Source organism: Acetobacter nitrogenifigens DSM 23921 = NBRC 105050, assembly GCF_000429165.1.
GTDB classification, from domain to species: domain Bacteria; phylum Pseudomonadota; class Alphaproteobacteria; order Acetobacterales; family Acetobacteraceae; genus Acetobacter; species Acetobacter nitrogenifigens.
Window position 1 is genome coordinate 1 of sequence record NZ_AUBI01000034.1, and the last position, 13,201, is coordinate 13,201.

General features: G+C 61.8%; 14 protein-coding genes. 6 read left to right on the plus strand and 8 right to left on the minus strand.

Features of this window, described 5'->3' with window-relative positions; translation table 11 throughout:
* The coding region (locus G442_RS25645; RefSeq protein ID WP_026399128.1) for a hypothetical protein at positions 1–409 on the plus strand (409 nt) is incomplete at its 5' end.
* Between the two features lie 138 nt (positions 410–547).
* Here G442_RS25645 and G442_RS0118305 read toward each other — a convergent pair.
* A complete protein-coding gene (locus G442_RS0118305; RefSeq protein WP_084440715.1) occupies positions 548–1,699 on the minus strand; it encodes a serine hydrolase domain-containing protein in 1,152 nt (383 codons plus the stop codon).
* 127 nt (positions 1,700–1,826) lie between these two features.
* Here G442_RS0118305 and G442_RS23360 point away from each other — a divergent pair, with 127 nt between their 5' ends.
* Positions 1,827–2,303: a MerR family transcriptional regulator gene (locus G442_RS23360; RefSeq protein ID WP_035376917.1), complete on the plus strand. Its 477-nt coding sequence runs from the start codon at positions 1,827–1,829 to the stop codon at positions 2,301–2,303.
* A 122-nt stretch (positions 2,304–2,425) separates the two neighbouring features.
* On the opposite strand, the gene guaA is transcribed toward G442_RS23360, so the two are convergent.
* Positions 2,426–4,024, minus strand: a complete 1,599-nt coding sequence (gene guaA, locus G442_RS0118315) for a glutamine-hydrolyzing GMP synthase (protein WP_026399130.1) — start codon at positions 4,022–4,024, stop codon at positions 2,426–2,428.
* Between the two features lie 217 nt (positions 4,025–4,241).
* Here guaA and G442_RS0118320 point away from each other — a divergent pair, with 217 nt between their 5' ends.
* Positions 4,242–4,700 (plus strand): hypothetical protein, encoded by a 459-nt coding sequence (locus G442_RS0118320; RefSeq protein WP_146882645.1) that lies wholly within the window; start codon positions 4,242–4,244, stop codon positions 4,698–4,700.
* A gap of 191 nt (positions 4,701–4,891) precedes the next feature.
* Here the strand turns inward: G442_RS0118320 and G442_RS0118325 are convergent, their stop codons facing one another.
* From G442_RS0118325 to G442_RS0118335, 3 genes are all read right to left on the minus strand, one after another.
* Positions 4,892–5,713: a metal ABC transporter permease gene (locus G442_RS0118325; protein ID WP_026399132.1), complete on the minus strand. Its 822-nt coding sequence runs from the start codon at positions 5,711–5,713 to the stop codon at positions 4,892–4,894.
* A 77-nt stretch (positions 5,714–5,790) separates the two neighbouring features.
* Positions 5,791–6,645: a metal ABC transporter ATP-binding protein gene (locus G442_RS23365; RefSeq protein ID WP_246789539.1), complete on the minus strand. Its 855-nt coding sequence runs from the start codon at positions 6,643–6,645 to the stop codon at positions 5,791–5,793.
* Positions 6,642–7,604 carry a metal ABC transporter solute-binding protein, Zn/Mn family gene (locus G442_RS0118335; protein WP_051292533.1) on the minus strand — a complete coding sequence of 321 codons (963 nt, stop codon included), beginning with the start codon at positions 7,602–7,604 and terminating at the stop codon, positions 6,642–6,644. The genes G442_RS23365 and G442_RS0118335 overlap by 4 nt, the downstream gene beginning before the upstream one ends.
* Positions 7,605–7,709: 105 nt before the next feature.
* Here G442_RS0118335 and G442_RS23370 point away from each other — a divergent pair, with 105 nt between their 5' ends.
* Genes G442_RS23370 through G442_RS0118350 form a run of 3 tightly spaced genes read left to right on the plus strand, consistent with a single transcriptional unit; the run spans position 7,710 to position 10,013 of the window.
* A complete protein-coding gene (locus tag G442_RS23370; RefSeq protein ID WP_051292536.1) occupies positions 7,710–8,267 on the plus strand; it encodes a transcriptional repressor in 558 nt (185 codons plus the stop codon).
* Between the two features lie 53 nt (positions 8,268–8,320).
* Positions 8,321–8,983, plus strand: coding sequence for a hypothetical protein (locus tag G442_RS0118345; RefSeq protein WP_146882648.1), 663 nt, complete (start codon positions 8,321–8,323; stop codon positions 8,981–8,983).
* Entirely contained in the window at positions 8,973–10,013 is a 1,041-nt protein-coding gene (locus tag G442_RS0118350) for an asparaginase (protein ID WP_026399135.1), read from the plus strand. Before G442_RS0118345 ends, G442_RS0118350 begins: the two co-directional genes overlap by 11 nt.
* Positions 10,014–10,061: 48 nt before the next feature.
* Here the strand turns inward: G442_RS0118350 and G442_RS25405 are convergent, their stop codons facing one another.
* From G442_RS25405 to G442_RS0118360, 3 genes are all read right to left on the minus strand, one after another.
* A complete protein-coding gene (locus G442_RS25405) occupies positions 10,062–10,802 on the minus strand; it encodes a hypothetical protein (RefSeq protein ID WP_146882650.1) in 741 nt (246 codons plus the stop codon).
* 174 nt (positions 10,803–10,976) lie between these two features.
* Positions 10,977–12,317 carry a PQQ-dependent sugar dehydrogenase gene (locus G442_RS0118355; RefSeq protein ID WP_035376920.1) on the minus strand — a complete coding sequence of 447 codons (1,341 nt, stop codon included), beginning with the start codon at positions 12,315–12,317 and terminating at the stop codon, positions 10,977–10,979.
* Between the two features lie 571 nt (positions 12,318–12,888).
* Positions 12,889–13,201: IS5/IS1182 family transposase (locus G442_RS0118360; RefSeq protein ID WP_026399107.1), on the minus strand; the 313-nt coding region annotated here is incomplete at its 5' end.

The window sequence follows — 13,201 nt, forward strand, 5'->3', positions numbered from 1 at the left end:
GGGCGCAGCCGTGGCCCGCCGTTACTGGGAAGACACCCTCGCAGATCTCACAAGCCTGCGGGAGGCGAACCCGGCGCCGGAACAATGCCTGCTTCGCTACCCGGAGATATTCAGGCGCTCACTTCAAAACGGAAACAGGCTCTGTCTGTGCAGCTTTATGAGCGCGGAATACGACGACCTGCCAGACGCGGTGAAGCACGAGGTCCAGACTTTCGCCGATGTGAACGTCGCATGGCTCAGTGAAATTGTACAGGCATCCGCAAACCTCTCACCGCAAGAGCGCACAATACGCGCACAGGCGGTATTTTCCTCCGTTTCCGGCGCGCAGCTGCTTGCGCGGAGTCGATCTGATATCTCCGTTTTTGACGAAATTATAAAAAGTTATCAAAAATCTGGCCTGCTTTCCTAACTCTCATGCACAACCTCAGATCTCGCCAAGCATCGCCTCTTGAAAACAGTCGTGAGAGCCCTCTTTCCCGCAGACGGCCGTAACCGCCTGACGCTACGATCGGGCCCTCCACCACCAGGCGATGTCAGCTGGAGATGATTAGCGACACTGCACGCTGTCGATCACAGCAGTGACAAGCCGCCTGATATCCTCGCTCCCGACACTTTGTAACGCCAGTCGGCGACGAACGTAACCAAACGCGAGCTCGTGCCGAGGATCGGCGAATGCCTGCTGGCCGCCAGCGCCACTATGCCCAAACGCGCCAGCCCCAAGCACCGGATAATATTCCGAAGTCGAATGAAATCCGACCGCGAACGCCAGATGGCCTCTGGTCACCATGTCGTACCCGATTGACTGCACCTGAGCGAAATCCCGCGCAGTTTCTGGCGCAAGTAATGGATCGCGGCCGTCAACCCTGCCGATTGCCGCTGCATACATCTTCGCCATCGCACGGGCTGTGGCGACGCCGCCGAAAGACGCAGGACCGATGCGCCGGACAGCTTCGATGTTCGGCAGTTCCCATACCTCGGGATTACCCGGAGCGTGGCGGTTAAACGCGATGCCCGGGATGCTGTTCGGGTCGGTCGCGGCGGCGGCAAGCTGGAGACGTTGCTCGGGCGTAGACCTCGGGGCTTCAGAGGGGCGAAAGCGACTGTCCAGCGCCTCAGGCAGACCAAGATGAAAGTCGATGTCGCATGGCCCTGCGATCCGCTCCGCGAATATCTGCTGAATACTGCGACCAGTTACCCGCCACACCACTTCGCCGGACAGCGCGGCGATCAGCAGCGCATGATAGCCAAACGCCGCGCCGGGTCGCCAGAACGGACGTTGCGCTGCGAGTTGCGCCGCCACATGCCGTTCGTCAGAAAGTTCCTGAATGGTGAACCCTCGATAAGAACCCACCAGACCGGAACGATGCGCCAGCAACTCTCTCAACGTGAGCTCCGCCTTTCCTTCGGAGGCGAACTCTGGCCAGTAATGACTTACCCGTTCGTCAAGGTCGAGTATCCCATCCTGAACCAGCAACGCGACGACCAGATGAGCGGCGCCCTTGCTCACAGAATAGACGCCGAGCAGTGTGTCGGCGCCTATCGACGTCCCCGTCCACAAATCGACGACACGCTCGCCACGATGATAGATCGCAAGCTGCGCCTCAAGTCCGCCCTCCGCCATCGCGATCGTATTCAGCGCGTCCCGCACCCGCTCGAATCCGACTTCAACCGTTCCATTCACCATGGTTTGCATTGTCATGTTCTCCTTGCTCCCTCACTGGCCGTGACGATACAAGTTCAAGTGAACTTGAGTTCAAGGCCCTTTATGGGGTCGCTGAGTCTGGCAATGTCACAAGAGGGGGCGGCTACAGTCGCCGACCAAAAACATGTTCAAGACGCCATTACCGATCAATGACGTAGCCCGGCTTTTCGGAATTCGCGCATCAGCGCTGCGCTACTACGAAGAGATTGCGCTGTTGAAACCCGCGTGGCGCCAGGGCGGTCGGCGTTTCTACGATATACCGGCACTGAAGCGTCTGGCGCTGATCCAGCTATTGCAGGATGCCTGCCATCTCAGCCTTGGGGAAATTACCGACGTCCTCGCCACCGGGCCGAACGACAAGGGACGCACGATCCTGAATAATCAGATGGCGGCGCTGGAACAGACGATCGCCGCAGCGCGCGCCGCAAAGCGCTATGTGGAACACAGGATGACCTGCCCCCGGGAAGACCCCGTGCAGGACTGTCCGGTCCTTGATCGTGAAGTAACCGCATGGCTCGCGCAGCGCTTTCGCGGTACGGCGGGCGAAGATTCCGCAACGTCAATAGCGAAAGCCGACATGAAGAAGAACCGTCGCCAATAAACCTGTTTCATAGCGCATACAAAAACGCCGCCCGAAAATATCGAGCGGCGGAGAACCATTCCGAAAACCCCGGAACTATGCGGTATTCACAAATTCATATCACCTCAGCGCCAGACGTGGGATCATTCCCACTCGATCGTGCCGGGCGGCTTGGACGTAATGTCATAGGTCACCCGATTGACCCCACGCACCTCATTGACGATGCGGCTCGCCACACGATTCAGGAACCCCATGTCGAACGGATAAACTTCCGCCGTCATGCCGTCCGTGCTGGTCACGGCGCGCAACGCGCAGGCCTGATCATATGTGCGGCCGTCTCCCATCACGCCGACCGTCTTCACTGGCAGCAGAACTGCGAACGCCTGCCAGATCGCGTCATAAAGGCCCGCGTTCCGGATTTCTTCCAGATAGATCGCGTCGACACGACGCAGGAGATCGAGCTTCTCACGCGTGATGGCGTCCGTCGGGATGCGGATCGCAAGCCCCGGCCCGGGGAACGGATGGCGGCCCACGATGACCTCCGGAATGCCCAGTTCGCGCCCGAGGGCGCGGACCTCGTCCTTGAACAACTCACGCAGGGGCTCCACCAGCCCCATGTTCATCCGCTCCGGCAAGCCGCCGACGTTATGATGAGACTTGATTGTGACCGAAGGGCCGCCGGTGAAGCTGACGCTCTCGATCACATCCGGGTATAGCGTGCCCTGCGCAAGGAAATCGGCGCCGCCAATCTTCGCGGCCTCTTCCTCGAACACCTCGACGAACAGGCGGCCAATCGTCTTGCGCTTGATCTCCGGGTCGGTCACGCCTTCAAGCTCAGACAGGAACAGCTCGGACGCGTCGCGATGCACCAGCTTAATGTTGAAGCGGCCGCGGAACGTGTTGACCACCTCCTCCGCCTCACCCAGACGCAGCATCCCGTGATCGACGAAGATGCAGGTCAGCTGGTCGCCGATAGCCTCGTGAATCAGCACTGCTGCGACAGATGAGTCGACGCCGCCCGAAAGGCCGCAAATCACTCGTTTGTCGCCAACCTGCTTGCGGATCTTCTCGATCTCGACGTTACGGAAACCCGCCATCGTCCACGACCCGGTACAGCCGGCGACATGGTGCGTGAAGTTGCGCAGCAGCGCGGCGCCATGCGGAGTGTGCACCACCTCCGGGTGGAACTGCACGCCATAAAGCCTGCGCCCCTCGTCGGCGATCACCGCGAACGGCGCGCCTTCGGACGTCGCGACGGCGCGGAACCCCGGAGGGATCTGCGTCACACGGTCACCATGGCTCATCCACACCTGTTCACGCCCGCCGCGCGCCCACACGCCACGGAACAGCGCGCAATCCTCGGTGATGTCTACGAACGCCCGACCGAACTCCCGGTGGTCCGATCCCTCCACCTTGCCGCCAAGCTGGTTGCACATCGCCTGCTGACCGTAGCAGATGCCCAGAACCGGGACGTTGAGAGTGAAGACGACGTCCGGAACGACGGGAGCTCCCGCGTCATGAACGCTGGCGGGACCGCCGGACAGGATGACGCCGCGCGGCGCGAAAGAGCGGATGCGCTCGGCGTCCGCCGTGAACGGCCAAATCTCGCAATAAACGCCGCTCTCACGCACACGACGGGCGATCAACTGCGTCACCTGCGACCCGAAATCCAGAATCAGTATCCGGTCCGAATGCAGCGAGGCGTCGAGCGGCAGTGGCGTGTCCTGAGCGGGTCCGGTCATCGGCGGGTCCTTGCTGTCGCCGCCTCCGTCGTGGTGATACGATGGCATGGCGGCGGAGGTGTTGCGGCGGGTTATCGGCGCGGTATAGGACGATGGCGGCCCAGCGTCACCAGTTTCCATCCTTTTCGCACCTCTTTCACCGCATGGGAGGTGCGCCGGGCGAAGCGGACGCCCAGCAGAAGGCTCCGCCGCCGCCAACGAACCGGAGGCCGAGATCATGTTACGGCGCATTTTTCGGAGACCTCGCGCAATCGGAGCCAGCAGGCTCGGCGGCGCTGGCGCTCTTGTCGCCCTGCTCCCGCTTCTCGCGACGCCAGCTCTCGCGGCGCAGTCAGCCCAGGACGACCCCTACGGAAACTGGACCGGCCGTCTGGTTACGGATCGCGGCTCCTGCCCCGATCAGACGGACTCCGTCCTGCAGATCCAGTCAGACCGTCTGGTCTTCTCCCCCGGCACCGGGGCCCTGACCCTGCGCGGCCGTCCAGACGCGGACCACAAGCGCTTCCACGCGCAGCTAAAACTCACCGACGCCAGTCGTCGCCCGTTGCCCATGGTGTTCGAAGGTCACCCGGACGGCAACACTATCGCTGGCGTATTCGGGACGCCGACGTGCAGGGCTCATATCGTCATGACGCGAACCGCCAGCCATCCCTGGTCCAATCTGATCGGACGGTAAAGCCTACAGTCAGAGCGACATATCACAGGGGCGCGCTCATTATTTTCGAAGCCGCCCGGGGCCGCCCGCGTTTTCTTTTTCTGCAAAAAAGCAGAAAACTTCGTAAATTCAGGCGCTTTTCGTTAACGGGACAGCGCCCCGACACCTGCGCTATCCCACCTGACTGGCCGACACTCCCAGCAATCCCGCGATCAGTGCAAACCCACGCCCCCCTCACGCCTGAACCGTAAAGACCGCGCTGGAATACCTGAGACCAGAAAACAGACGACGCTCAAAACCGCTATCCAGAACGACGCCGGAGCGTTGCTCCACCATGATAACGCCAGACCGCCCCACGCCTCCGCCAGCGCCAGAGCCGCTGTGGCTGGCAGCGCGAGCGCAGGCGACAGCCCGACCCGCAGGATCGTCGCCCCCGGGCCGACCATAAGCGTGAAGACCAGCAACACTCCCGTCACCTGCGCGCAGCCGGCCGTCGCGGCGCCGACCAGCATCAGGAACAGAACTGAAAGAAGGGCCATCCTGACGCCCCGCGCCTCCGCCAGCTCAGGCTGAAGGCTTGCGAACAGCAAAGGACGCGAGAGAAAAGCCAGCATCGCCAGCGAAAACGCCGTGATCACCGCCAGCGAGGCGAGCGTTCCGCGCGTGACGCCCAGCACGTTCCCGAACAGCAGGGCTGTCGCCGTCATGGCGGAGTGGGTGAGCAGATGCAGGAACAGCGCGCCACACCCCATGGCGAGCGAGAGGATCATGCCGATCGCAACGTCCCGCCCTGTGGCGCGGCCCCCCAGCGCGCCCATGCCCGCGCCGGACACGACCGCCACCGCCAGCAACCCTACGAGCGGCGGCCAACCAAGCAACGCCGCGCCAACTGCGCCCGCGAAGCCGATATGCGACAACGCGTGCCCCGCAAAACTCTGCCCGCGCAGCGCAAGGAACCAGCCCACAGGCCCCGCCAGTACGGCCACACACCCGGACGCGGCGAAGGCCATGCGCATGAAATCATATTCGAGCATCGACAGAACCAGCAGCGACAGGGATATGGACAGGCGGCGCGGAGACTACGCGCGCAGGCGTTCGGCGCAAGCTTCTCTCATGCGGCGTCGGCGCTGACGAAAACTCTCCCTCGAGGAGACCGATACACTTCAACGGGAGCGCCATACAGGTCAGACAGCGCGGAGCTGGTGATCACCTCGTCCACCGAACCCAATCTGGCCCGGCCCCGCGCAATATAAAGCACCGAATCCATGACGCCGAGCAGCGGATCGATATCATGCGCGGAACAGATCACCGTGGCTCCCGCGCGGCGCGCGACATCTCGAATCTGCAACGCGGCCTCTCGCATACGCACGGGATCGAAACTCGCCAGCGGCTCGTCGAGCAGCAGCAATCGCGGCGCGCCCAGTAACGCCTGTGCGAGACGCAGCCTCTGCAACTCCCCGCCTGAAAGAGCATCGATCCGGCGTGCGGCCAGTTCCTGCGCGTCCGCCGCATGGAGCGCCTCGTCGATCCGGCGAGCATCTTCGGCATTCAACCGCGGCGGTCCCCATCGCTCGCCATGCAGGGAAGACGCCAACATGTCCCGCCCGGTCAGACGCACCCGGATCGGCGTGCGGCTTTGGGGCATGTAGCCGACGCTACGGTCGCCACAAACCGGTCGAGCCCCGAAAATACGCAATTCTCCGCCACGCACCGGCGTCAGCCCAAGCAACGCGCGCAAAAAGGTCGTCTTCCCCGCTCCGTTCGGACCGAGAAGACCGACAAAGCTGCCCGCAGGGATGGCAAAACTGGCCGATTGCAACACGACGCGTTCTCCATGACCGATGGAGAGCGCACGGCAGGAAACGGCGGAAACGGGCTCACGGACGCCCTCCGACGAGGCGTCATCCGCCACGACAGGCCGCGCCATCGTCAGCGTCTCGGCCGCCCCATCGGCGTTCATGCTCATGCAGGCCTCCGATTGGCGTCGACGCTCAGAGCATGCTCGATCTGATCGAGGATGCCGCCCATCCAGTCCTGCCAGCGCAGCTTCGACGGCAGCGTTTCCGACACCGATATCGTCGGAATCCGCGCTGCGCCAGCCAAAGACAGCAAGCGCGTGGTGGCAGGCGTCACGGTCTGGGCGTTGTAGACCAACATACGCAGCCTACCGCCCCGCAAATCGCTCTCGAACGCAGCCACGTCGGCCGGGCCAGGCTCGACGTCGTTCATGACCGAACGCTGAAACGCAGCGTGCGCTTCATCCAGCCCCAGCGCGTTGAGCAGCTGGTCGAGAAAAGGTTCCGTGGCGGCGACACGCGCGCCGGAAAACCTTGTACGCATTACTCGGATACGCGCGGCGATAGCGTCAATATCGCGCAGCAACGTTTCCGTTCGCGCAGCGATGGCGGGCGCCGCATCCCCCGCTCGCACCGAGAAGGCCGAGGCGATCGCGCCCACCGCCTGCCGCACAATGGCGGGATCGTACCAGAAATGCGTATTGCCCGGCTCGCGCCAGCCCACGACGTCGGAGATACGAATATAGCGCGCGCCTGAGTTCTTCCCCGCATCGACGAGGCGATCCATCCAGGCGTCATATCCGCCGCCATTGGCGATCAGCACTGCCGCAGACGAGACGGCTCGCGCCGTCGCGGGCGTCGGTTCGAACAGATGCGGGTCAAGATCGGCGGAAGTCATGACGCAATCGACCGCAACCGCGTCGCCGCCGATCTGCAATGCTATATCCCGCCAGACAGCTTCCGCCGCCAGCACACGCACCAGCGTCGCCGCGGACGCTTTCGCGGCGCATCCGATATGCACAGCGACGCCAGCTCCCGCGCACAAGGCGAAGACGCTGCGCCGGGTCAACGGCCGCATGGTGCCGGGCGCAGATAACTCGCGCTGATCGGAGGGAGGAGAAACGCGCATAGTCGGGCGGGTTTAAGCGTGATGTTATAATATATCAATATGAAATTGCGTCGACCTTGGCCGGGTATGGGCAGCGCCCGCGACATGGCCTACGATATACATGCAATGCCGACCGCCACCCGCCCTACGCCCGAAGCCTTCGTTCCCGAAGGAGATCGGCTCTCCGCCCGCACCGAGGCCCTGCTGGACCGCGCGGACTCGCTGTGCGTAAAGCGCGGCGTGCGGATGACCGCGCTCCGGCGGCAAGTGATGGGGCTGATGCTGGAATCGTCCCATCCGCTCCGGGCCTATGATCTGCTGGAGCAGTTGCAGGCCCGGCACGCCGGAGCCGCGCCGCCCACGGTCTATCGCGCGCTCGACTTTCTTCTGGAGCATGGGCTCGCGCACAAGATCGAACGCCTGTCCTCCTTCGTGCCGTGCGTGCATGTGCTCGATCATTCCCACGACCATGACGGCGATTGCGCCCACGCCACCCAGTTTCTGATCTGCCGCACCTGCGCGCGCGTCACGGAGCTGGAGGACGGCGGGATCGTGCGCGCGATTGCGCTCGCGTCGCGCGGCTCGGGGTTTCATGTGCAGCACTCGACGATCGAGATCGAAGGGTTATGTGCCGAGTGCTTGGCCTCGGGGACGAATGAATCGGCTTCCCTTCCGCCGCAATGACGCGGCGCGGGACGAACCCGTCGCTGCGGCGGTTCCTTAACGGTGGCGACGCGATGACGCGATCGTCAGCACGGAAAACGCAACAACCTACGCTCGAGGGAACGATCTCCGAAGACACGGTCGCTGCGCCCGCCAAACCACGCGGAACCACCGGAAGGGGTCGCGCGCGCCACAGAGCGCACGACGCCCAGTTCGATCTCTTCCCCGCAGTGGCGGCGTCTGACGTCTCGGTTGGCGTAGCCGCAGAGGCCAAAAGCACGGCGGACGCCCAAAATACAACGGCAGAAGCGCCCCCTACAGCTCAGGTGAGCGCCCCAACGCCGCTGCCTTCCTCACTCCCAAAATCCCGAAACCGCGAGCCGGTCCGCTTCCTTCCCGCACCTGTCCCTTTGAAACAGTTCGCCGCCTCCACCCGACCCGACGCCGCCGACGTCTGGCTATACGTCTGCTGCGAGGATGAAGCCGAGGCGCGCGCTATTGTCGAAGACGGACTGTCCCCCGACCGCGACGCACCGCCCGCGCTGCGGGAGGCGGGCGCCGCTTTGGCATGGCTTGCGGAGCGGCAGGAGAACGCGGAAACAGGCGCTGTGGACGCGCCTGCGCTGTTGCGTCTGCGGCGCGCGGTGATGGAGCGCGCCATCGAGATCGACCCGGACGGACCGCAGACCGAAGGCCTGCGCATCTGGTTGCTGACAGGAGACAGGGATGACGACTGAACACGCCTCACACCGGACCGACGCGCCTCTGGCCGAAGTACTGCGCGGCGGGCGCGTCGAATCCCTTCATCTCGGGGTCATCGTCGTCTCCGACGCAACGGGGGCCATCGTGTTCTCACAAGGCGATATCGACGCGCCGGTGTTTCCTCGGTCCACGGTCAAGGCGTTGCAGGCGTTGCCGCTGATCGAAAGCGGTGCGGCGGACCGCTTCGGCCTGATCCCGGAAGACCTGGCCCTCGCCTGCGCTTCACACGCGGGCGAACCCGCCCACGCCGCCGCCGCCGCACGCATCCTCGGGCGACTGGGACGGGACCAGACCTCTCTCGAATGCGGCGCGCACTGGCCGACCAACGCGGCGGCTGCACGCGGTCTGGCGGCGGCGGGAGAAGAGCCCTGCGCTCTGCATAACAACTGCTCCGGCAAGCATTCCGGTTTCATCTGCGTCGCCTGTGCCGAGGGTATCGACGTCGAGGGCTACATCCGCCCGGATCACCCGGTCATGCAGCGTGTAGCCCAGACCATGACCGAAGTGACCGGCGCCGCGCACGACGCCTCCAATCGCGGCGTCGACGGTTGCTCCATTCCGACTTACGCGATCCCGATGCGCGCCCTTGCGCTTGCCTATGCCCGTTTCGCGACGGGACAGGGCTTCAGCCCCGACCGCGCCCGTGCCGCCGAACGGCTGCGCCGCGCTGTAGCGAGCGCCCCGTTCATGGTCAGCGGAACAGGCGGCTTCGACACCGTGGTCATGGAAGCGCTGGGCGAACGCGCGTTCACCAAGATCGGCGCAGAAGGCGTGCTGGTGGCGAGCCTGCCGCAGACCGGCCTTGGCGTCGCGATCAAATGTCGCGACGGCGGATTGCGCGGCGCTGAAGCCGCAATGGCTGCGGTGCTGGCGCGCTTCGGCGGAGAGGGGGTTTCGGACAGCCCGGTGCTTGCTGGATGGACGGAGCAGGAATTGCGGAACTGGAACGGGATTTCGGTCGGCGCAGTGCGTGTTGCGGAGGATTTGCGGCGGCGGCTGGGGTAATAAGGAAAAGAAGAAGCTTTTAAATCTTTATATGAAAGAAGGACCAAGTTAAAAATACGACCACTGAACCGGAACCCGCGCGGTTGCAAGAATTCTGTTGTTCGCACGGCCAGACGTTATCACGGATTCGGTTGACGGTAATGTTCTATCCCCATCAACTTCATTGAGCCGTTGCCATTCATGGGAATTTTCAGCGTACCTCGTTGGAATGAGGCGCAAGGGCCGAAGATCGGCTAAACAATGCGCGGTAAATCCTCGATTGTTTGCGACAACCCAAGCGTTTTTCCTTGAATAGTGGAAAATTCTTATCAACCATTGGTCTGCGCTGATATCGCCGCTTCGCAATCTTTCAACAGGAAGAGGTCCGGGTAAGACATTGTCACCTCTAAGCTCCTCCGACATAGGGCGGTTTGCGATATCTTCTGGCGCGCCAACTAAACGAGTTTGCTCTATGCTGGCCGACTGGAAGCTGTGTCCGACACGAATCTGTCCGACGAACAGTCGAATAGAGACTGTAGCGCCCGGGAAATTACGTGCGGCGTCACGAATCCTTCTTGATGCTTCCTTGTTTTCATCTGAATCAGTCAATTTTTCAAAATTATATCTTATTCTTTCGTAAATGATACGATTCCAAGCGTGCTTCTCTCCCGACGTCCACTTACCTGCCCGAAGCCCCTCTTTGTAAAACGTGTTTATATCTTCGGCCAGCCAGTGGAATGGGTGGGCGCTATCGCCATCGAGAGATCCCAATCTGTCGACTATATCTTCTATATATTTTGGAAGCGGCATGATGAAACTACCATTAAAAGAATCATCGCCACGATGCGAGGATCACAAGAAAAAATCCATAGATTTTTGTTTACAAATGAAACATTTCTCAAATATCGAAACTTGTGATAGCGACCGCCTGCTCAGATTAACCGAGTATGACCCCAGACGTCCTCGTGCGCCATCCTCTCCGATCTACTTCCCTGTCACACGCCAGACCATACCGCCGACGTCATCAGCCACCAGCAATGCTCCGTCATGACTCAGCGTCACCCCGACCGGGCGCCCACGCGTTTCGCTCTGATCGTTGCTCAGGAACCCGGTCAGCACGTCACGCGGCGGGCCGGAAGGTTTGCCATCGGTGAACGGCACATAAATCACGCGATAGCCGCTCTTGGGTCTGCGGTTCCATGACCCGTGCTGCCCCACAATCGCGCCGCTACGCCACGCGGGAGGCAGGAGGGCGGCGTCAAAGGAGAAGGTAAGCCCCAAAGACGCCGTATGCGGCCCGACCGCGTAATCCGGCGCGATGGCTGTGGCGACCAGATCCGGACGTTGCGGCTGTATCCGGGTGTCGACGTGTTTCCCGTAATAGCTGTAGGGCCAGCCGTAGAAAGCGCCCTGCGTGACCGACGTGATGTAATCAGGAACAAGATCGCTGCCGATTTCGTCGCGTTCGTTGACGGTCACCCACAGTTTGCCGGTCTGCGGCTCCCACGCCATGCCATTCGGGTTGCGCAGGCCTGTCGCGTAGGGCGTCAGCTTACCAGTCGCAAGGTCGAGGCGATCGATCCGCGCCCGTCCTTCCTCGACCTCCATGCCGTTGTCGCCGACGTTGCTGTTCGAACCGATGGTGACGAACAGACTCGCCCCATCCGGGCTCGCGATCAGGTTCTTGGTCCAGTGATGGTTATATCCTGACGGCAGATCGGCGACTTTTACGCCCGATTCTGCGATGTGCGTCTCGCCCTCGTGATACGGGAAGCGCAGGATCGCGTTCGCGTTGGCGACGTACAGCGCATCCCCGATCAACGCCATGCCGAACGGCGAATACAGATTGTCGATAAAGACGCTGCGGCTTTCCGCCACGCCGTCCCCATCCTTGTCCTGCAGAATCATGATCTTGTTCGGACTCTTCGTGCCCGCACCGACCTTGCGCATTACGAAACTCGCGATACGGTTTTTCAGCGTTTGTATGTCGGTGCCGGGAGAGTCGCTTTCGGCCACCAGCACGTCGCCGTTTGGCAGGACGTAGAGCCAGCGCGGGTGCTCCAGCCCTGCGGCGAACGCCTTCACTGCGAGCCCCGGCGCAGGCGTCGGCGTTTCCCCCGCATGCCACCCGATCGGCGTCGCCACATTGATGGTGGGGAACAGCGTCTTGTTCGGCGCGGGCAATGCTGGATCGGCGCCCTGCCCGGCGGCGACGCTGAGCCTCGCCTGCTCCGGACGCGCGATGACGGACCACCCGCCGAATCCGATGACGGCAAGGGCGACGACCGCCCCCCCGGCCAGATAACCCGATAACTTGCGGTTCATCATAGTCTCCGTTTCCGGTCGATATAGTTCGTTACAGCGTCGCCTCTCGTGGACGCCGGGTCAATCGTGCTTATGGAACGGGGCTCGGCATCAGTAATTCAGGCGGCTGTATGGATTGCGAACATGAAGGCGTGAGCGCAGCGGTTATATCGGATAGCGAGCAGTCTCCAGCCCTTGAGTTTTGCAAGTATGTTTTCGACGTGACGGCGTTTTGTGTAGAAATACCTGCTATAAAAGAGTTTTGATTTTCTGTTTTTCTTCGACGGAATACAGGCCGTGATATTCCTCTCAGCCAGAAAATACCTGATTTTGCCACTGTCATAGCCACGGCCGCCAAGACCCGAATTCACGCTTTAAATAGTCACGTCTACCTAATAACCAAACCTTCTTTTATCGAATCCGGCACAGAGTGAGCCTCGAATACGGCGTCAACGTCATGCATTTTGTGCATTTCTCTTTGAATAATTAAATCCTGCAAGGCTTCTTCCGCCTGCTTCAGCAGGCGTAACTTGGTTGCCTCACAATCTCCTGTATAATCTTTATACCTTGATATGGATTCGTCTATGGCCTGTTAGGTCTTGAGATGATCTGCTGTTGCAGCGATGCAGATGACAGCCATGAAGGACGTAGCGGTTTTCTCATACCGCGTGGCGACTGCTCTCCACTCCTTGAGGCGTGCCCACAGGTTTTCCACCAGATGTCGGTGCCGATAGGCCCATTTCGGGCAGGCTACTTGCGGTTCGTTGCGTTTTGTCGGGATGACCGGGCGTGAACCCCTGTCCCATAAGGCCTCTCGAAACTGGTTCGAGGCATAGCCCCGATCGCAGACGACGTAGCGCGGGGCGTGCGGCAATGCGTCAAGGAGGGCCATGGCCGAGGGAAGT